21 protein-coding genes are annotated in these 19503 nt (G+C 33.6%); 12 read left to right on the top strand and 9 right to left on the bottom strand.

The genetic code is table 11. From position 1 onward, the window contains the following. Positions 1-264 precede the first annotated feature (264 nt). A complete protein-coding gene (locus ABDH49_04715) occupies positions 265-1233 on the bottom strand; it encodes a hypothetical protein (GenBank protein MEN3046269.1) in 969 nt (322 codons plus the stop codon). A gap of 47 nt (positions 1234-1280) precedes the next feature. Here ABDH49_04715 and rsmD point away from each other — a divergent pair, with 47 nt between their 5' ends. Genes rsmD through dprA form a run of 5 tightly spaced genes read left to right on the top strand, consistent with a single transcriptional unit; the run spans position 1281 to position 4673 of the window. Continuing rightward, entirely contained in the window at positions 1281-1829 is a 549-nt protein-coding gene (gene rsmD / locus ABDH49_04710; GenBank protein MEN3046268.1) for a 16S rRNA (guanine(966)-N(2))-methyltransferase RsmD, read from the top strand. Next, the gene (gene coaD / locus ABDH49_04705) at positions 1780-2277 is read left to right on the top strand and encodes a pantetheine-phosphate adenylyltransferase (GenBank protein MEN3046267.1); all 498 of its coding nucleotides are present in this window, start codon (positions 1780-1782) and stop codon (positions 2275-2277) included. The genes rsmD and coaD overlap by 50 nt, the downstream gene beginning before the upstream one ends. Beyond that, a complete protein-coding gene (gene obgE, locus ABDH49_04700) occupies positions 2274-3242 on the top strand; it encodes a GTPase ObgE (protein ID MEN3046266.1) in 969 nt (322 codons plus the stop codon). Before coaD ends, obgE begins: the two co-directional genes overlap by 4 nt. Beyond that, positions 3235-3684, top strand: coding sequence for a hypothetical protein (locus ABDH49_04695; GenBank protein MEN3046265.1), 450 nt, complete (start codon positions 3235-3237; stop codon positions 3682-3684). The genes obgE and ABDH49_04695 overlap by 8 nt, the downstream gene beginning before the upstream one ends. Positions 3685-3686: 2 nt before the next feature. Next, on the top strand, positions 3687-4673 hold the full coding sequence (dprA, locus tag ABDH49_04690) for a DNA-processing protein DprA (protein MEN3046264.1): 987 nt from the start codon (positions 3687-3689) through the stop codon (positions 4671-4673). Between the two features lie 16 nt (positions 4674-4689). On the opposite strand, the gene ABDH49_04685 is transcribed toward dprA, so the two are convergent. Genes ABDH49_04685 through rsmI form a run of 8 tightly spaced genes read right to left on the bottom strand, consistent with a single transcriptional unit; the run spans position 4690 to position 12959 of the window. Continuing rightward, on the bottom strand, positions 4690-5292 hold the full coding sequence (locus tag ABDH49_04685; protein MEN3046263.1) for a sugar transferase: 603 nt from the start codon (positions 5290-5292) through the stop codon (positions 4690-4692). Continuing rightward, a complete protein-coding gene (locus ABDH49_04680) occupies positions 5285-6763 on the bottom strand; it encodes a hypothetical protein (protein MEN3046262.1) in 1479 nt (492 codons plus the stop codon). Before ABDH49_04680 ends, ABDH49_04685 begins: the two co-directional genes overlap by 8 nt. After that, a complete protein-coding gene (locus ABDH49_04675) occupies positions 6760-8334 on the bottom strand; it encodes an NAD(P)H-hydrate dehydratase (GenBank protein MEN3046261.1) in 1575 nt (524 codons plus the stop codon). The genes ABDH49_04680 and ABDH49_04675 overlap by 4 nt, the downstream gene beginning before the upstream one ends. Positions 8335-8349: 15 nt before the next feature. After that, on the bottom strand, positions 8350-9894 hold the full coding sequence (locus ABDH49_04670) for a S41 family peptidase (protein ID MEN3046260.1): 1545 nt from the start codon (positions 9892-9894) through the stop codon (positions 8350-8352). A 32-nt stretch (positions 9895-9926) separates the two neighbouring features. Continuing rightward, complete coding sequence (tmk, locus tag ABDH49_04665) at positions 9927-10574, bottom strand: dTMP kinase (protein ID MEN3046259.1); 648 nt, start codon at positions 10572-10574, stop codon at positions 9927-9929. A 6-nt stretch (positions 10575-10580) separates the two neighbouring features. After that, on the bottom strand, positions 10581-11669 hold the full coding sequence (locus tag ABDH49_04660; GenBank protein ID MEN3046258.1) for an inositol-3-phosphate synthase: 1089 nt from the start codon (positions 11667-11669) through the stop codon (positions 10581-10583). 46 nt (positions 11670-11715) lie between these two features. Continuing rightward, positions 11716-12288 (bottom strand): CDP-alcohol phosphatidyltransferase family protein, encoded by a 573-nt coding sequence (locus tag ABDH49_04655; GenBank protein ID MEN3046257.1) that lies wholly within the window; start codon positions 12286-12288, stop codon positions 11716-11718. After that, the gene (gene rsmI / locus ABDH49_04650) at positions 12285-12959 is read right to left on the bottom strand and encodes a 16S rRNA (cytidine(1402)-2'-O)-methyltransferase (protein ID MEN3046256.1); all 675 of its coding nucleotides are present in this window, start codon (positions 12957-12959) and stop codon (positions 12285-12287) included. Before rsmI ends, ABDH49_04655 begins: the two co-directional genes overlap by 4 nt. A 115-nt stretch (positions 12960-13074) precedes the next feature. On the opposite strand from rsmI, the gene speD reads away from it, so the two are divergent. Genes speD through ABDH49_04615 form a run of 7 tightly spaced genes read left to right on the top strand, consistent with a single transcriptional unit; the run spans position 13075 to position 19498 of the window. Further along, positions 13075-13842: an adenosylmethionine decarboxylase gene (gene speD, locus ABDH49_04645; protein MEN3046255.1), complete on the top strand. Its 768-nt coding sequence runs from the start codon at positions 13075-13077 to the stop codon at positions 13840-13842. Further along, the gene (locus ABDH49_04640) at positions 13839-14318 is read left to right on the top strand and encodes a TlpA disulfide reductase family protein (GenBank protein MEN3046254.1); all 480 of its coding nucleotides are present in this window, start codon (positions 13839-13841) and stop codon (positions 14316-14318) included. Before speD ends, ABDH49_04640 begins: the two co-directional genes overlap by 4 nt. 14 nt (positions 14319-14332) lie before the next feature. After that, on the top strand, positions 14333-15268 hold the full coding sequence (locus ABDH49_04635; protein MEN3046253.1) for a ribose-phosphate pyrophosphokinase: 936 nt from the start codon (positions 14333-14335) through the stop codon (positions 15266-15268). Positions 15269-15288: 20 nt separating this feature from the next. Continuing rightward, entirely contained in the window at positions 15289-15921 is a 633-nt protein-coding gene (locus ABDH49_04630; GenBank protein ID MEN3046252.1) for a 50S ribosomal protein L25, read from the top strand. After that, on the top strand, positions 15918-16505 hold the full coding sequence (pth, locus tag ABDH49_04625) for an aminoacyl-tRNA hydrolase (GenBank protein MEN3046251.1): 588 nt from the start codon (positions 15918-15920) through the stop codon (positions 16503-16505). The genes ABDH49_04630 and pth overlap by 4 nt, the downstream gene beginning before the upstream one ends. Positions 16506-16520: 15 nt before the next feature. Beyond that, the gene (locus ABDH49_04620) at positions 16521-18572 is read left to right on the top strand and encodes a sodium-translocating pyrophosphatase (protein ID MEN3046250.1); all 2052 of its coding nucleotides are present in this window, start codon (positions 16521-16523) and stop codon (positions 18570-18572) included. After that, positions 18569-19498, top strand: a complete 930-nt coding sequence (locus ABDH49_04615) for an aspartate carbamoyltransferase catalytic subunit (protein MEN3046249.1) — start codon at positions 18569-18571, stop codon at positions 19496-19498. Before ABDH49_04620 ends, ABDH49_04615 begins: the two co-directional genes overlap by 4 nt. The last annotated feature ends 5 nt before the right edge of the window (positions 19499-19503 follow it).

The raw sequence follows: 19503 nt of genomic DNA, 5'->3' as shown, positions 1-19503 counted from the left end.
TTAAATTTTTCAACTGAAATAAACTCAAATTCAGAGATTAATAGAGAGGAATAATTTGTGTCTCCTGCTTATCGGAATTCAAAAGTAAAATCCCGGTGGATAAGGCAAAGCCTTTCTCTATTAAAATTTCTCTCACGCAAAAAAGCTACTCTGAAAATTTAAAAATTAATAACTTTGAATTTTTCGTTAAACTTATAATTAAGTTTTTCAATTTTATCTTAGCGAAATTTTTTTAAAAGACTTTAAAAAAATGCTAAAAAATCTTTAAGGGCCCATTATTTGTCTCATTTTTTCCCTAATAATATCTAATCTCTTCTTCAATTCTTCTTGCTCCATCTTTTGTTTTATTAACTTTGCCTCAACTTCCTCTCTCTCTTTCTTTAACTTTTCTATCTCATTTTCAAGTGTAACTTTTCTTTCCTCAAGTTCTTTTACAATCTTACCTAACTCTGACTCCTCTATTTCCTTCCTTTTATTTTCTAAAACTTTACTAACCTCTTCAATTTCAACCTCAATATTTCTCTTTTTCTCCTCTAGCTGAGATATAGAAACCTTTAACCCTTCTTCTTTTCTTTTTAATTCATCATACGTTACATACCTCTTTTCTCTTAACTCATAATTTTTCAACTTTCGAGAGATAGGACCAAAAATAAAAATCTGAGCCAGTACAAAAATAAGAAGAGAAGATAAAAATAATACTGGCAAAAAAATTACTAACGCATTGGTAAGTTCTTGAACAAAAAATATGTCTTCTATTACTCGAGAACTGAAACCTATTAAAAGACCTCCTATGACCCTCTCTAGATCTCCTGTCTTTAACTTAACAGGGGTAATTAAGTAAAACGCGCCTAGTTCGTTAGCGATTTCTAACTGAGAACTTAGCCCTAAATTAACCTCTTTTCCTAAGACCTCTCCTACCTTTTTCCCTTCGTCTGTAACTCTTGAAGATGCAATTAAATTCTCGTCTTTATCTACCACAGCAACATAAACTATACCGTCAATTTTGTTTAAATCAGAAATAACCTCACTTATTACTTCTTTTTCGTTGAGTAAAATTGGATCAACAAGATTTCTTGCAAAAACTGAAAGAGAATTCCCATAGTTATTAACTAAAAAAGACTTAAAATTTTCAATACTATTTACCCTATTGCTTTGTAAGTAATTAAAAAGAAAGAAAAAAAAGGAACCAAAAATCAAAAGTAACAAAAATAAAATAACTCTATACTTGATCATAAAAATATTTTATAGAAAAAAAATGGAGAAGTCAAGTAAAATTTCTAATGTCCTATGTAAGAATAATAGGAGGATTTCTTAAGGGAAAAAGAATATACGTACCATCATCTATAAGAGCAACTCAAGAAAAATTCAAAAAAGCACTTTTTGATATATTGGGCGATTCAGTAAAAGAGGCCCTTTTTCTTGATCTTTTTGCAGGATCAGGCAACGTTGGTATAGAGGCTGTTTCAAGAGGCGCCAAACTAGTTTTTTTCGTTGAAAAATCCCCTACATGCATAAAAGCTATAGTAAAAAATGTTAAGGAACTAAACATAGAGGATAAGGTAAGAATAATAAAAAGTGATGTGTTAACTTTTTTAAGAAAAAATAAGGAAATTTTCGACATAATTTTTGCTGATCCACCATATAACTTCAAAATTAGAAGAGATCTCATAGAAAATATTTTAAAAATTTTAAATACTAAAAAGGGGATACTAATTTTTGAAGTATCAAAGAGATCAAAATTAAATAATATAAGAGAAATGATAAAAAGGGAGGAAACATATGGTGAAAGCAAAATCCTCTTCTTTGGCAATTTATCCGGGAAGCTTTGATCCACTAACCTTTGGACATGTTGACCTAGTAAAAAGAGCTCTTTACATATTTGATAAAGTAATAATAGCAGTTGGCACACCTACTTACAAAAAACAACTTCTAACTGTTGAAGAAAGAATCGAATTAATCAAAAAAGTTTTCCAAAAAGAAAAAAGAGTATGTGTCGAAAAACTGGAGGGCCTTCTTGTTAACTTTGCAAAAATGAAAAAAGCAAAGGTTATAATTAGAGGTTTAAGAGCTGTTTCAGACTTTGAATACGAGTTTCAAATGGCCTGGATGAATAGAAAACTAAACCCAGACATAGAAGTTATATTTATGATGCCCTCTGAAAAATACGCTTACCTATCCTCCACAATGGTAAGAGAAATTGCCTTACTTAAGGGAGACCTAAAGGGCTTAGTACCACCTGTTGTTGAAGAATTCATAAAGAAAAAGCTATATAAATGAATAAGGAGTATTTTGTAGATTACGTTAAGATTAAAGTAAAAGGGGGTAAAGGAGGTAACGGATGCATAAGTTTTAGAAGAGAAAAATATGTTCCAAAGGGGGGACCTGACGGAGGAGACGGTGGAGATGGTGGAAGTGTTATCCTTGAAGGAGATGAAAACCTTATGACACTACTTGATTACAAGTACAAAAGATTCTATAAGGCACAGGATGGGGAACACGGAAAGGGAAAAAAAATGCATGGTAAAAAGGGTGAGGATTTAATTCTTAAAGTTCCACTTGGAACTGTTGTTATAGACTCAAAAACTAAAGAAATAATCGGAGAAATTTTAAGCAAAGAGCAAAGACTTTGCGTAGCAAAAGGAGGAAAAGGTGGAAGAGGAAACGTGCACTTCGTAAGTCCTACTAATAGAGCACCAAAAATATGTGAAAAGGGAAAAAAGGGTGAAGAAAAAGAAATAATCTTAGAATTAAAACTAATATCAGATGTTGCTATAGTTGGACTTCCTAACAGTGGTAAAACAACTCTTTTAAATAGATTAACAGGAACCAGTGCAAAAACAGCTCCTTATCCCTTTACAACTCTTACACCTAATATTGGGGTACAGAGAGACTCAAACTTAAGAAGATATACGTTATGCGACATACCAGGCATTATTGAGGGGGCAAGTAAGGGAAAAGGATTAGGCCTTACTTTTTTAAGACACATTGAAAGAACAAAAATACTATTAATACTAATTGATGGGGCATCAGACTCGCCCTTAAAAGACTACGAAGTTTTAATAAAAGAAATTAAAAGTTATAACCCTTCCATTTTGGATAAAAAGAAAATCTTAGTTGTTAATAAAAAGGATTTAAAAGAATTCAAAAATCCCTTTAAAGAAAATAGTATTGAAATTTCAGCCCTAAAGGGAATTGGTATTCAAACTCTAAAAGAAAAAATAGAAGAACTCTTAAATGAATGAATTCATAAAAATTATAAACGAAATAAAGAAGTTGGAGGAAAAAAGGGAGCCTGAAAAAATATTAGAGTATCTATCACATTATAGTTTTCTTGTAAGAGAAGAGGCAGCTAAAGCAATTGCAAGGACTGGAAAGCATTTAAAAGAAAAAATTTTACAAATCCTTATGAAAGGCTACTGGTATGAAAAAGGTGCATGTCTAGAGATCCTCTCAGAATGGGCAAATGAAAATGATATTGATCTTTTTTTAAAATTTCTCGACGACAAAAATAGCTATATCGTTGAAAAGGCAGCCATCTCCCTTTATAAGTTGTTAAAAAAGCTACCATCACTTCCTCAAAATCTTGATCCAAGTATAATAAAAAAACTATACGATATTTTTGTAAGCTTACAAAAAAAAGAATACTCTGAAAAAATTAAAAGGGATTTTAAAGATTTCTTCTAAAAGTGGATTTAGAAAAAATCATAGCAATCTCACTTATAAAAAACCTAAAAATAAAGGAAGAAGATGAACTTGAAAATATTCAAGTAGATAAAGAAAAGCTGGAAAAGGCAAGAAAAATCATTAAAGAGTGTAATAACAAAGGAGTAAATATCTTAACAAGATTTGATAAAGATTATCCTAACGAATTTAGAAATATCTTTAATTCTCCCTTAGTTGTTTATTATAAGGGAAATTTAGAATTGCTTAAGAACAGAAAAGTAGGTATAATTGGTACAAGAAAACCAACAAAGTATGGCAAGGATGTGGCTTTTGAGTTTTCAAGAGCACTATCAAAGGAGAAAATTTCTATAGTAAGTGGCGGAGCAAGAGGAATAGATACAGTTGCCCACGTTGCTGCCCTTGAAGCTGAGGGAAGTACAATATGTGTTCTCGGCTCTGGTCTTGATGTTTTTTACCCCCCTGAAAACACGAAAGTATTCAAAGAAATAGAAAAAAGAGGAATTCTCATATCAGAGTATCCTCCTGAAACAAAACCGTTTTCATACAATTTCCCAATGAGAAATAGACTAATAGCAGCTCTTTCAGAAGTAATAATCATTGTTGAGGCAGGAGAAAAGTCTGGAACCTTCATTACGGTAAAATGGGCTCTTGAAATGGGTAAAGATATTTTTGCCGTACCAGGAGAAATCTTTTCACCCAAAAGCAAAGGACCACATTTTCTAATAAAACAGGGAGCACATCTTGCAACTGATCCCTCTGATATACTAGAACACTTAGGCATAAAACATAAACCCTCTGATGAAAAAATAAAACTTGAACCTGAAGAAGAAGAAATTTTTAATTATCTAAAAGAAAAGGGTAAAACACATATAGACGAAATTAGAGAGAATCTAAAAATAGATACGGCAGATTTAATTTCTTTACTTATTAATCTCGAAATCAAAGGAATCATCAGAAATCACGGCGGGGGTTTTTATTCAATAAAATAGCTAAAAAACTTAATTTTTAATAGGCGCCCTCTTTGCTAATCACAGCCTTTATAGTTTTAATAATAATTAAAAGATCGTATATAAATTTCTTTTTCTTAATATAAATCTTGTCAAGTTCAATTCTTTCTCTAAAAGTTAGTTTATTTCTACCACTTATTTGCCATAGACCTGTTAAACCCGGTTTTACACTAAAAATTATTTCATCCTCACTTAAGAAGCGATTTAATTCCTCCATAAGGTAGGGTCTTGGCCCAACAAAACTCATTTCTCCTCTAAATATGTTATAAAGTTGTGGAATCTCATCCAAACTGTAAATTCTTAGCCACTTTCCTGTTTTGGTTACTCTTGGATCTATACCCCTAATTTTTCTGTAAATATTCCACTCCTCCCTTGCTACTAAGTTCTTTTCAAGAAAATCCTTTAACTTCTCCTCTTGATCTACATACATCGTTCTAAATTTATACATATAAAAAGCCTTCTTTCCCTTTCCAACTCTTCTTTGTTTGAAAAAGGGTTTTCCCTTGCTTTCGTACATTATTATTATTGCAATTACTACAATAAACGGTAATAGAAAAAAAAGCATTAAAAGAGCCAAGAGTCTTTCAAATATCTCACTCACGATTAAATTTATATAAGAAAATTCCTTTGTCAGTGCCAACAAAAAGAGTATCTTCTTTAACCTCAAAAGTATATACAGTTCTTTTTATAATTGAACTATCGTCAGTTAAACGTTCCCATCTATCCTTAACTAAGTTGTATATATAAAAACCACTTTTATAAGTCCCAACAAAAATTAGACTATCATGTAGATACATCGAAGCCTGTACAAAAAAATTTGATGGATTAAAGGGAACAGGTACTGGATAAAAAAAAGAAAAAGTATCAGCCACCTCCATCACTTTCACAAGACCCTTATCGCTCATTACCCAAATATTATCTCCTCTATCTTTCCTTATAGTATTTATTTTACTCAAAAGAAAAAGTTTTTTGTCAAGAACCCTAATATTTTCTAAATTATCTCTCTTTATTGCAAAAAGACCTAAGTCTGTCCCTAGGTATATATAACTATTTGTAACCTCGAGTGAATATACTCTCAAGTCTTTCACAACTTCAGTTATATCTAACTTTTCAATGTCCGATAAATATAATCCGTTTTCAGTAGCAATAAATAAAATGGGCGACTCTATTAAAATGCTATAAATCAAACCAAATCTATCAAAATTCTTTGTCATAAATTTACCATCTCTATAAATAGCTATCTTTCCTATTGATCCAAGAACCAAAATGTTTTTATAGCTTCCTCCACAGTAAAAATCTTCAATATTTAGTCCAAAATGAAATTTACTCAACCTCTTCCAATTAAAATTATTTTTAACTATCAATCCACCTTTGTCTCCATATTTTCTTATACCTCCAATAAAAATTAAACCATTTTCTAACCTCTTTATTACCCTTATTTCAATATAATTTGTTCCAATGGCTAACTTGGCTACATTTCTCCAAAAGTTCTTTTCATAAACAAGTACACCCTCTCCTTCAGTACATACATAATAAAAATCCCTATCCTCACAAATAACACTAAAATTTACTTTTTCTCCATCTTCAGTAAAAAAATAAAAGGGAGCAAGAAAAGAAATATCGTTTTTCTCAAAGCTTTTTATACTTTTTAAACCCCACCAAAATAGAGAATTCTCATCTCTTTCTACCTCCTTCATCGTGTATTTATCAAATATTTTAATTACATCATTAAACTCAACATTAAACGTTGTAGAGGATACAGAAAAGGAGGTTGCATCTGGAAAAAATCCTCTTCTAACTTGGTGATATGGTTTATCATAATAAAGCGAAACAAGCTCACCATCACTAAAAAAGATATAAAGTTCACCAGTAAAAGGATCAGGAAAACTGTATCTTGGAATCTTTTCTAATATAATTCCCCTTTTAAAATTAAAACTAGATTTTTCAACAATTCCTATCCCATCTTGCGAGGTAATATAGATATGTTCATCATCACTTGAAACAAAATGGGGATTTAAAAGTGGAGGAATTTCATTTATCTTAATTAAAAAAAATAGAAGGAAAATTATCAAATTAGAGGCAATATCTTCGTAGTAAGACCGATAGATTCAAGCTGAAATTTATAGTTAAAAGCTGAAGGAATCTCTTCTAAAATATCTGTGGCAACTATAGAATAAATACCTTTTTTTGAGGCAGCAATGTCTCCTGCAAGAGCATGTAGAAAAACTCCAAGTTGTGCCGCTTTCTCAGAAGGAATGCCCTGAGCCCAAAGTCCAGCTATAAGTCCAGTCAAAACATCACCTGAGCCACCTGTGGCCATCCCAGGATTTCCAAGTATACATATACGGGTACCATAACTAGAGGAAATAACAGTTGGAGCTCCCTTTAAAACAACAACAATATCATATTCAAAAGAAACACTCTCTGCTACCTCAACTCTTTTTTTATCAACCTCCTCTGCACTTTTTTCACCTAAAAAAAGGCTCATTTCACCAGGATGAGGTGTGATTATAGTCGCCTCTTTTCTTTCCTTAAAAACTTCCTTATTGTCTCTCAAAAGTACAATTCCATCCGCATCTATTAAAACCCTTTTATCCTTTATTTTCTCTAATAGTTCTAAAATAAAACTTTTTGTCTCATCCGCTCTTTGGAGACCAGGCCCAAATGCCACAACATCTATCTTTTCTAAATACTCTATAATAGGACTTATAGACTTTGAAAATAGCCTTCCATTTTTCGATGGTAAGGGTACTTTCACTGCCTCTACTAAATTTGCCTCTATAGAAGGATAAACATCTTCTGGAATAGCAGTGTAAACAAGACCTGCTCCAGCAAAGTATGCAGCCTTTGATGCTAAATACACTGCTCCACCATACCCTTTTGAACCACCTAAAATCAAAACCCTACCACACTTCCCCTTATGCACATTTTTTTCCCTTACTGGCAAAAAAGGATAAACATCTTCAGGAAAAATTATTTTTCTTCTTATTGAATCTGAGTAAAATCCGGGAACCCCTATATCAGTAACGTAAAGTTCTCCAACTTTATCTCTACCTGGGTAAAGAACATGTCCCAATTTTGGGAAAGCAAAAGTTACAGTTAAATCACACTGAGGTAAAAACGCTTCTGCCTCACCTGTCTCTCCATCAACACCAGAAGGTATATCCACAGCAACAAGCTTACCTCTTCTTTCCTTCAATAAACTCATAACTAATTTTAGATCCTTCGGAATTTCACCTTTAAAGCCGGTTCCAAAGATCGCATCAACAACAACATCTGACGAGAGAATATCAAATTTAAGTTCTGGATCGTTATAGTCAAGAATTTTGACTTTTGTCCTCATTAGCTCGAGTAATCGGAAATTATAAAGAGATTCTCCCTTTAGCTCCTGGGGTGACCCGTAAAGATACACGTTTACATCCTTACCTCTATTTAAAAGATATCTCGCAACTACGAATCCGTCACCTCCATTGTTTCCCTTGCCACATAAAATAGTAAACTTATAAGAATCAGGGTATTTTTTCAATATAACTTCAAATACACTCCTTCCGGCATTTTCCATCAAAATTCTGCCGTCTAAACCAAATTCCTCAATTGTTCTTCTGTCTATTTCTTTCATTTCAAGGGGAGTAACTACAAACATGCTTCCCCCTATAGTTTAATTTTCAACGTATTTGAAAAGATCCTCCTTTTTGTTAACTCTTTTTAAAATCTTCACTGCCTCTCTAACCCATTCGTCATTCTTCAAAAGTTTCTCATATCTTCCCCTCTCACCCCCCCACACCTCACCTAAGTTGATTAAAATATAATTATAGAGAACCTCCCTTTCTTTTGTAAGTTCATTCAAATTTATATCTTTATAGTTTTCTCTTAAAAAATTTATAAACCTATCAACCTCTGACATATCAACCTCTTTTACTTCGTTATTTTTAAGTCTTAGAGCATAATCAAAGAAAACCCTTCTTGAAATGAGTTTTGTTACTTCTGATGAGATCCTCGGAGATCTTAAGACTATATCTGGAATTACACCAAAACCCTCTACCATTTTTCTTTTTAACTTAATTGTTCTATGGAAAGCTATGAGACTCTTAAGGCTTTTTTCATCACTTGTTTCCCTTGTAGTATCATCTTTTACTTCAAACCTGTGGATTGATCTACCTGAAGGCAAATAATAAAGGCTTGTAGTTAGCTTAACCTTATATCCACCCTCCAGTGGAAAAAGTCTCTGAACCGAGCCTTTTCCAAAAGTGGTGTCACCCATAATAATAGCTCTATCCCAATCTTGAAGAGCACCTGAAATAATCTCAGAAGCTGAAGCAGATCCTCCATCCACCAGTACAACAAGTGGGATTTCCTCAGTAAAGCTATCTCTTTTTATTGCCTTAAAGGAATGCTCTAAGACTCTGTTTCTTCCCCTCGTTGAAACAATCTCACTACCCTTTGGTAAAAAAAGATCAGCAACCTCAACAGCAGCATCAAGTAATCCCCCTGGATTACCTCTCAAATCAATCAACAATTTTTTCATTCCCTTCTTTTTCAGATCCTCTATAGCCTTAGATACCTCCTCTTTTGTTGTATTTGAAAACTCATTGATTTTAATATACCCTATATCTTGTTCAATAATTGAATAATAGGGCACCACGTTAATTTTTATCATTTCCCTAACTAGCTCAACTTCAAAGGGTTCATCTAAAAATGGTCTTTTAATTTTAATTTTGACTTTTGTTCCTGGCTCACCTCTTAAATTTCTTACTGCTTTCTGCAGAGACCATCCCTTAGTTGATCTTCCATCTACTTCAATGATCTGGTCTCCTGCCTGTATTCCTGCTCTGTATGCTGGTGTTCCCTCAAGGGGAGAAATAACTGTTAATATACCCTCTTTAATACCAATTTGAATCCCAATTCCTCCAAATCTACCAGTAGAATGGACGTTAAGTTCTTCCCACTCCTCTGGTGTCATAAGTTCAGAATAGGGGTCAAGTTGTTGAAGCATGTAATCAATAGATTTTTCAAGCACAGGAGCTAAATTTTCATCAAGTTGATACTTTTCATCAACATACTTTTCCTGAATAAGAGTTAAAATCTTTGAAAAATTCCTTAATTCTAAAGTTAAGGTCGGCTTTCTCTCCTCTTTTTCATCTTTTCCCCTCAAAATAAAAAAGGGAAGTGATACTAGCAATATAACAACTGTGAGTTTTTTCATCCTATCCTCCTTTCTCTAAATAAAATTTTAAGCTACATTGACTTTATAAGTGAAATAAACTTTTTTTTACTTTTTAGTCTTTCAATGACTTTCAAAAGAGCTATTTCTAAAATTTTCTTTTTATTGAGACTACCATCAATAACAACAACCCTCTTTTTAGCCCTTCCAGCAATTGCCAGGTACCCTTGTCTTACTCTTTTATGGAAATCCAAATCTTCTCTTTCTATTCTATCTTTTCTTTTTAGTCTTTTTAGACTTAACTCAGGTTCTAAATCTAATAGAAAAGTTAAGTTAGGTTTTAAACCTAAAGTGACAATCTTATTAATTCTTTTAACAATTCTTAAGTTTAGCCCGCGTCCAAAACATTGATAAGCTATAGTTGAGTCATCAAATCTATCGCTTATTACAATTTTGCCTTCCCTTAGTGCAGGAAGAATTTTCTTTTCTACATGCTCTTTTCTTGATGCAAGAAAAAGTAAGAGTTCAGTCCAGCTTGATAGATCTTTTGAATATAAAAGCACTTTTCTGATCTTTTCGCCAATCTCTGTTCCCCCTGGCTCCCAAGTTAAAATAACTGGAAATCCCTTATTTTTTAACTCATTAAACAAACTCTTTGCTAATGTTGTTTTTCCACTTCCTTCTATACCCTCGACTGTTATAAAAAAGCCCCACTTACCCACAAGAGGTCACCTTTTCCTCTTTTTAGAGTATTTTTTAATCCACATTTCGAGCCTCTTTTTTGCTAAATGATCAGGAATCTGTTTCGGTGGTGATTTCATAAAGTATGCAGATGGTTCTATCAAAGCTCCCTTTAAATTGTTTTCTAACCCCAATTTAGCACATCTTACGGCATCTATAATTACTCCGGCTGCATTCGGTGAATCCCAGACTTCAAGCTTAAGCTCTAAATTCAAAGGCACATCCCCAAATGTTCTTCCTTCTATTCTCATATAAGCCCACTTTCTGTCCTTAAGCCAGGCAACATAATCAGATGGTCCTATATATATATTCTCTTCACCTATATCATAGGGCAAAAGAGATGTTACAGCGGTAGTCTTTGACTGCTTTTTTGACTCAAGCCTTTCCCTCTCTAACATATTAAGAAAATCTGTATTTCCTCCAACATTTAATTGGCTTGTTCTTTCAATCTTTACTCCTCTATCTATAAAAAGTTGAACAAGTGTTCTATGAACTATCGTAGCCCCAACCTGAGATTTTGTGTCATCACCTATTACGGGTACTCCTGCCTCTTCAAATCTCCTTTGCCAGTAGGGTTCCCTTGCAATAAACACTGGAATACCATTTACAAAGGCACAACGAGCTTTTAAAACCTGTTCTACATACCATTTTGTGGCTTCCTCACTTCCAACAGGTAAAAAGTTTACAACAACATCTGTTTTTGTCTCTCTTAAGAGCCTTACAATATCTGCTGTTTCTCCAGGAGCTTTCTGTATGATTTTGGATAAGTATTTTCCTAGTCCATCATGTGTCATTCCTCTTACTACAGGAACATTTAATTTCGGAACGTCGCAAAATTTATAAGTATTATTAGGATAAGTAAATATCGCTTCTGCAAGATCTTTTCCAACTTTATTTTTATCTATATCAATGCCAAGAGTAAATTCAATATCACCTATATGATACCCTCCTAGGTTCACATGCATTATTCCAGGTATAAATTCATCTTCCTTAGAGTTTCTATAGTAATAAACACCCTGAACTAAAGAGGAGGCACAATTTCCCACTCCAATTATAGCAACTCTGACCTTTCCCATTAGTTTTCTCCTTTTAGACTAATTGTTTCAGGGACTTGAACCTTATTCATTTTTTCATAATTTTGTAGGCTTCATCCATTCTTCTAATAAATGTAATTATTACAAGTATTAAAAATAATATTAAAAGATAAGGGAAAACTTTTTCACCAATTATAGATGAAACACCTAAGAAAACTATCCTTTCTTCTCTCTCCATAGGGCCTTTTTTAACTTTATAATTAAGACCCTCGGCCCTTGCCCTTGTATATGAGATCAGAAAAGAAAATAGAAAAGAGAGAAATATAATCAGTAAGAAAGCAAGCTTCTCTCTATAAAAATATATAAGAGATAGAAAAATTGTAGCTTCCTGAATTCTATCGGTTACAGAATCCAAAAAGGCACCAAAGTCAGTTATACTATTTTGATATCTTGCAAGAGCACCATCTAAAGTATCAAAGAGGGAAAATAAAAGTAAAAGGATTCCTGCTAAAAAGAATTTGCCTTTTATGTAGAACATGGCAGGAATCAGGGAAAAGATAAAGCCTGAAAGAGTCAGATGTAGGGGTCTCACTCCAATTTTATTTAAAAATTTAAGTAAGGGCACAATTTTATCCTCAAAGGCTTTTTTTAGATTTTTCACCTTTTACCCTCTATTACAATGGTAAACTCACCCTTTTTGTTTTTAACCCATAAAATTGCATCTTCAATTGTTCCGTAGCAGTATTCCTCAAATTTTTTTGTCATCTCCCTTACTATAAAAACTTTCCTTGAGTTTCCAATATGATTTGACATTTCCTTCAAGATCTCCTCAATTCTGTGTGGCGGTAGATAAAAGATTGCAGTTTTTGTCTCTTCTTTTAGAGAAAGAAATACTTTTTCCCTTTCAGACTTCTTTTTAGGAGGAAAACCAAAAAAAACAAACTTATCTCCATCGATTCCTGATATAGAAACCGAAGAGGTAAGTGCTGAAGGTCCAGGAATTGGGATAACTTTTATTCCCTCTTCATGACACCTCCTTACAAGATAAACTCCTGGATCGTGAATACAAGGTGTTCCACTTTCAGAAAGTAGGGAAACCTTTTTGCCCTTTTTAAGCTCATCAATTACATACTCAGCTCTTTTTTTCTCTTGTCCCTTAAAGTAAGCGTATAGTTTTTTTTCGATATTGTATTTTTTTAGTAAAATAAGCGTTTTTCTTGTGTCTTCACATATTATTAAATCTGAGTCTTTAATAACTTTTAAAGCTCTTAAGGTTATATCCTCAAGATTTCCAATAGGAGTTCCAACCACAAAAAGTTCACCTTTTTGCATCTTTTAATTATATTAAACTAAAATGTGTTATTTAAATTTGAAAATTGGTCTCTTTTTACTTAATATTAATACTGATAACCTTAAAATGGTTCAATTCCAAGATACTTAGATAAAGATGAAACCAGTCGGGGAGCATTATATCGTAGAGGCGTCAGGTTGTGACCCCGAAATAATTGGAAATGTTGAGAAAGTGCAGGAGATACTTGTAAAAGCGGCACACAAGGCAAATGTAAAGATCTGGGCAGTATCATTTCATAGGTTTCCTCCTCAGGGAGTATCTGGTGTCATTGTGATTTCAGAATCACATATTTCAGTTCATACTTGGCCTGAATATAGTTATGTTGCACTTGATATATATACATGTGGCGAACATTCAAATCCTGAAGCAGCAGTTAATTTTGCTCTCCAAGAATTTAAAGCTGAAAATGTCCATATTAGTGAAATTACAAGAGGATTAGAAGAGGGTGATCGTATCTTCTTTCACTCAATTATTACATGGGAGGAGGAACTGGGACACTATAAAAAGAAACTCAAGCAGGAAAGTTTCCTAAAAACTATAAAAAATCTAATTACAGAAAACGAAAGGGATAAAGTTGAAAAAATCCTAAACTTACTTATTGAAGATTTTGAAGATTTTTCATTTGTCGGTATTATGAGAGAAGGGAAATTTATTTACTCTTTTAATAGAGAAGGAAAGGAAAGAAAAAATAAAAAAAAGCCCAGTATACATCATGAAATTCAATTCCCCTTATTTAAAAATGATGAAGAAATAGCTAAATTGATTGTGAGAACAAATTCTAAAGAGGGCTTTAAAGAAGATGATGAAAACTTCTTTAAGAAACTCTCACAAATTATTGAAGAAAACCTAAGGAGTGAAATATGATGAAAAAAGTTATTTCATTAATCTTTTTATGGACACTCGCGTGTGGTGGTAATACCCCAAAAAAGGCTCCAAGCTTTACATTAGAGACTATAGATGGATCTGTTTTTAACTTAAGTGAACACCTTGGAAAAAAAGTTATATTAATAAACTTTTGGGCAACTTGGTGCCCACCTTGTAGAGCTGAAGTTCCTGGATTTATTAGACTCTATGATAAGTATAAAGATCAGGGCCTTTTAATTGTAGGCATATCGCTTGACTTAGGCGAGAATGCCTTAGAAAGGGTTAAAAGTTTTTCTAGAGACCACAATATAAACTACCCTATTATGATGGGAAATAGGGAAGTTGTTAAAAAATTTGGGGATATAAGAGCTATTCCGACTACTTTTATAATAAATAAAAGAGGTGAGATAGTAGAAAAAATTGTTGGCTATAGAGATGAGGTTTTCTTTGAGAATAAAATAAGATCTCTTTTATGAGCAAAAGAGGCTAAATGAATAAATTAAAGATACTTTGCGGTACAGCATCGTGGGAGTTAAGAGAAAGGATATGTAAGAAACTTGGAATAGAACCTACTGACATAGAAGTTTCAAGATTTTCAGATGGTGAGATAAGAGTTCAAATTAAAGAAAATATAAGGGGATGTGATGTTTTCATAGTTCAATCAACTCATCCACCCTCAGATAACTTAATGGAACTTTTACTTTTAATTGATGCAGCTGTTAGAGCATCGGCAAAGAGAGTAACAGCTGTGGTGCCCTACTTTGGTTACGCAAGACAAGATAGAAAAGATGCACCAAGAGTTCCCATTTCTGCCAAACTTGTCGCAAATCTAATTCAGACAGCAGGAGCAGATAGAGTTTTAACATGCGATCTTCACTCTGATCAAATTCAAGGATTTTTTGATATTCCTGTTGACAATTTATATGCCTTTCCAGTCTTTAGAGATTTTTTTGGAGTTTTACCAAACGATAGATTTGTTGTTGTTTCGCCAGATGTTGGCGGAACAAATAGAGCAAGAGCTTTTGCCAAAAGGTTAGGAAATTTACCTTTAGCTCTTCTTGATAAAAGAAGACCTGCGCCGAATCTTGCTGAAATAATAAATGTAATTGGTGATGTAAAGGATAAAAATTTGTTAATAGTTGATGATTTAATTGATACGGGTAAGACAGTTTCAAATGGGGCAGTTGTTTTAAAAGAAAAGGGGGCCCGTAGTATATGGGTCTGTGCTACACATGCCCTTTTATCCGAAAACTGTAAAGAGTTACTTGAGAGTTCACCTATAGAAAAAGTTATAGTTACAAACACTATTCCTATACCGCACCATAAAAGATTTAAAAAACTTGAAATATTAGATATTTCAGGCCTACTTGCGGAGGCTATTAAAAGAATTCATGAAGAGGTCTCTATAAGTGAACTTTTTATTTAAATGTTTAAAAGGGGGAGGAAATGAAAAAAGTTAAATTATTAGCAAAAATAAGGGAAAAAACTGGTACAAGGGAATCAAGAAGACTAAGGGGAAAAGGCTTTATAACAGGTGAAGTTTACGGAGCAAAAGAAAAAAATTATCACATATTCTTTGAAAGAAGAGAGTTTGAAAAGATTTGGCGTGAAATTCACGGAGAAACTGTTATCTTCGAGATTGAATTTAACGATAAAAAGTATAGTACTGTCATAAAGGAAATCCAAAGAGATGTGCTTTACGGTTATCCAATACATATAGATTTCCAGATTTTACACGAAAAAGAAGAGATAACTGTTCCTGTACCTGTAATATTAAAGGGAGAAGCTAAGGGAGTAAAATCAGGAGGCATACTTGAACACTTTGCTCATCAATTACATATAAGAACAATTCCATCTAAGATTCCAAGTCACATCGAGATAGATATTTCTGATTTAGATATCGGGGAAAGTATTCACGTTAGAGACATAAAATTAGAGGAGGGAATAAAGATAGAGGAAAGTCCTGATGAAACAATATGTACTATAGTAGGAAAAAGAGTAACAGAGGTAACTGCTCAGGAAATCATTGCTCCAGAAATTAAAGAAGAAAAGGGTGAGGAAAAGAAAAAGAAGGAGTGATAAATTATTTTTTATTTGGTCTTGGAAACCCTGGAAAAAGACATTTGAATACAAGACACAATGCAGGCTATAAATTTATAAGCTATTTTTTTAGAACCTGTGAATTTAAACCGAAGGGCTTTAATTTTTTATTTGCGCAAAAGGAGTTTTTTATTGGAATTTTACCTCTTATTTTTATGAATGAAAATGGGAAAATTATAGTAGATTTAAAAAACTTTTCTAGCTTTGATTTAAAAAACTTAATTATATTTCTTGACGATTTAAACTTACCTTTTGGAGCAATAAGATTTAGAAAAAAGGGATCAGATGGTGGTCATAAGGGACTAAGATCATGTATTTATTATGCACAGACAGACGAAATAATGAGACTAAGAATTGGCATAGGATTTAACTACGATATACCTGCTGAAATTTATGTCCTTCAGGAATTTAGTGAAGATGAACTTTTTTTCCTTGAAAAAAAGGTTTTTCCCTATATTGAAGAGGGTATAGAAAAATTTCTAAAAGAAGGTATGATTGATAAATTTGAAAACTATATAAATAACTTTAATAGGGAGGGTTTAAAACCCAGACAAAAAGAATAGTAGGGAACAATCAAAATGGAAGTTATCATTGTAAGTGGTTTAATAGGTCTTTCTGCAGTTATTTATTCTCTCTTAATGTCAAGGTATGTCTTGAAACACTCGCCTGGAAATGAGGAGATGGTAAAAATTTCAAATGCAATTTATGAAGGTGCAATGGCTTTTCTAAAAAGGGAGTTTAAAACAATCTTATGGTTTATCTTGTTTGTTGTGATCCTTATTCTTATAGGTCTTTCCTATAACGGTATTTCTTACTCTCTTGCAACTGCGATTTCTTACATTACTGGCTCTACACTTTCTTTATTATCAGCCTATTTTGGAATGAGTATTTCTACAAGGGCAAATGCAAGAACCGCAGAGGGTGCAAGGAAGGGATTTTCTGAAGCTTTAAAAATTGCATTTTTTGGCGGATCTGTTATGGGAATGACCGTTGCAGGTCTTGGTGTCCTGGGAATAACGGTCTTATTTTTAACTTTTACAAACGTTTTTAAAGACGTTCCAGAAAATATTAAGTTTGTGGTTTCTATACTTACAGGATTTTCAATGGGAGCCTCATCTGTTGCGTTATTTGCAAGAGTAGGAGGAGGTATATACACAAAGGCTGCCGATGTTGGAGCAGACCTTGTTGGCAAGGTTGAAGCAGGTATCCCTGAGGATGATCCCCGGAACGCTGCAGTTATTGCTGATAATGTAGGTGATAACGTAGGTGATTGTGCTGGAATGGGTGCAGACCTTTACGAATCCTTTGTTGGATCAATACTTTCAGGTATGGTAATAGCAGCTGCCAATGCCGATCTAAAGGGCGTCTATTTTTCAGTTTTCCTTGCTGCCCTTGGAGTAGCCTCTTCAATAATATCTGTTTTTACAATTAAAACTGCAAAAGAAAACGCTTCTGCCTCTCTTTTAAGGGCTACGTTAGTTTCAGCAATTCTATTTGCTATTTTTTCATTTTTAGCCACAGTAACTTTTTACGGAAATCTAAGAGTTTATTGGGCAATACTATCAGGTCTTCTTGTAGGCGTTTTGATCGGATATATTACAGAGTACTATACGATCAATAAAAGGATTTTGGAAGAAATTGCAGAAGCTGCAACAAAGGGAGTTGCAACCAACATTTTAGCTGGTGTCTCAGTAGGTATGATGAGTGTTGTTATACCAGTGATTTTAATTAGCATAGCAATAATTATCTCATATATATCAAGCGGGTTCTTTGGAATTGCCCTTGCCGGTATTGGTATGCTTTCGATTGCAGGTATGACAGTCTCAGTAGACGCCTATGGACCAATAGCTGACAACGCAGGTGGTATAGCTCAGATGTCTCATCTTGGAGAAGATATAAGAAAAATTACCGATTCTTTAGATGCGGCTGGTAATACAACGGCTGCCATTGGAAAAGGTTTTGCTATAGGTTCTGCTGCCTTAACAGCCCTTGCCCTTTTTACTGCTTACTCCCAAACTATAAGGTCACTTACAGGGATTTCTCTGAATTTAAATATACTTGACGCAAGGGTTGTAGCAGGACTTTTCATAGGTGGCATAATCCCCTTCTTTTTCTCAGCATCAGCTATAAAAGCAGTAGGAAAAACAGCAGGACTTGTAGTAGAAGAGGTGAGAAGACAATTTAGAGAGATACAAGGACTTATGGAGGGAAAAGCAAAACCAGAGTATGCAAGATGTGTAGATATTACTACACAGGGAGCTTTAAAAAGTATGATAATTCCAAGTCTTGTTGCCTTTTTCACACCACTTGTAATGGGAATTATTTTAGGACCAGAGTCGCTTGGAGGACTTCTTGCTGGTTCTCTTGTAACTGGGGTTCCCCTTGCACTCTTTATGGCTAACTCTGGCGGAGCATGGGATAACTCGAAAAAATACATAGAAGCTGGAAATTATGGAGGGAAGGGGTCAAAGGCTCATAAAGCGTCTGTAGAGGGCGATACTGTAGGAGATCCCTTTAAAGATACGGCAGGTCCCTCTCTAAATATACTACTTAAGTTAATGGCCATAGTTTCACTTGTTTTTGCACCACTAATAATCACTTTGAACAACAAAATTGGAGTTATTAAATGAAAAGAAAGGACCTTTTAAGTTTAAGGGAGCTAGAAAAGAAAGAGATCGAGACTATTTTGGATTTAAGTGAAAAATTCCTAGAGATACTTAAAAGGCCCATTCCCAAGGTACCTACGTTAAAAAGTAAAACAATCTGTAATCTTTTTTTTGAGCCGTCAACGAGAACGCGATTATCTTTTGAGCTAGCTGCAAAGAGATTGTCTGCTGATGTAATAAACTTTACTGCAAGTGCTTCCTCAATTCAAAAGGGTGAATCAACACTTGATACTTTAAAAAATATTCTTGCAATGAAAGTTGATATGTTTGTAGTAAGACATTCTTACAGTGGTGCTGTTCATTTTCTTGCTAAAAATACAAGTGCAAGTGTTGTAAATGCTGGTGATGGAACTCATGAACATCCCACTCAAGGTTTACTAGATATTTTTACGATGAGAAAGCACCTAGGAGACTTAAAGGGGAAAAAAGTTCTTATAATTGGAGATATTCTTCATTCAAGGGTTGCAAGATCTAATCTTTTTGGTCTATTAAAGCTTGGAGCAGAAGTCTTTTTGGCAGGTCCTGCGGCCCTTGTTCCTGATGAGTTTGAAAAACTTGGTGCAAAAATACTGAAAAATATTGATAAGGAAATAGGGGATATGGACGTTATCATGGGTTTAAGAATACAAAAGGAAAGAGGGGGCGCAAATTACATACCTTCTTTTGAGGATTATAGGAGATTCTTTGGAATAACCACAGATAGACTAAAACTTATCAAAGAAAATGCAATAATTATGCATCCTGGGCCTGTTAACTGGGGGGTAGAAATGGACTATGAGGTATCAAAAGATAAAAGATGTGTAATTCTTGAACAAGTTACAAATGGAGTAGCGGTTAGAATGGCAGTTTTATTTTATCTATTAGGAACAGGTGAAATAAAAGGAGAATAAATTTT

Source organism: Candidatus Hydrothermales bacterium (assembly GCA_039630235.1).
GTDB lineage: Bacteria > Hydrothermota > Hydrothermia > Hydrothermales > JAJRUZ01 > JBCNVI01.
The sequence above is the reverse complement of the archived record's forward strand: the minus strand, read 5'-3'. Positions and strand labels throughout refer to the sequence as shown.

Coding starts and splice junctions, on each gene's coding strand:
- ABDH49_04715 (MEN3046269.1), bottom strand. CDS start 1,233: ATGATCAAGTATAGAGTTATTTTATTTTTGTTACTTTTGATTTTTGGT.
- rsmD (MEN3046268.1), top strand. CDS start 1,281: ATGTCCTATGTAAGAATAATAGGAGGATTTCTTAAGGGAAAAAGAATA.
- coaD (MEN3046267.1), top strand. CDS start 1,780: ATGGTGAAAGCAAAATCCTCTTCTTTGGCAATTTATCCGGGAAGCTTT.
- obgE (MEN3046266.1), top strand. CDS start 2,274: ATGAATAAGGAGTATTTTGTAGATTACGTTAAGATTAAAGTAAAAGGG.
- ABDH49_04695 (MEN3046265.1), top strand. CDS start 3,235: ATGAATGAATTCATAAAAATTATAAACGAAATAAAGAAGTTGGAGGAA.
- ABDH49_04675 (MEN3046261.1), bottom strand. CDS start 8,334: ATGTTTGTAGTTACTCCCCTTGAAATGAAAGAAATAGACAGAAGAACA.
- ABDH49_04670 (MEN3046260.1), bottom strand. CDS start 9,894: ATGAAAAAACTCACAGTTGTTATATTGCTAGTATCACTTCCCTTTTTT.
- ABDH49_04660 (MEN3046258.1), bottom strand. CDS start 11,669: ATGGGAAAGGTCAGAGTTGCTATAATTGGAGTGGGAAATTGTGCCTCC.
- rsmI (MEN3046256.1), bottom strand. CDS start 12,959: ATGCAAAAAGGTGAACTTTTTGTGGTTGGAACTCCTATTGGAAATCTT.
- speD (MEN3046255.1), top strand. CDS start 13,075: ATGAAACCAGTCGGGGAGCATTATATCGTAGAGGCGTCAGGTTGTGAC.
- ABDH49_04640 (MEN3046254.1), top strand. CDS start 13,839: ATGATGAAAAAAGTTATTTCATTAATCTTTTTATGGACACTCGCGTGT.
- ABDH49_04635 (MEN3046253.1), top strand. CDS start 14,333: ATGAATAAATTAAAGATACTTTGCGGTACAGCATCGTGGGAGTTAAGA.
- ABDH49_04630 (MEN3046252.1), top strand. CDS start 15,289: ATGAAAAAAGTTAAATTATTAGCAAAAATAAGGGAAAAAACTGGTACA.
- ABDH49_04620 (MEN3046250.1), top strand. CDS start 16,521: ATGGAAGTTATCATTGTAAGTGGTTTAATAGGTCTTTCTGCAGTTATT.
- ABDH49_04615 (MEN3046249.1), top strand. CDS start 18,569: ATGAAAAGAAAGGACCTTTTAAGTTTAAGGGAGCTAGAAAAGAAAGAG.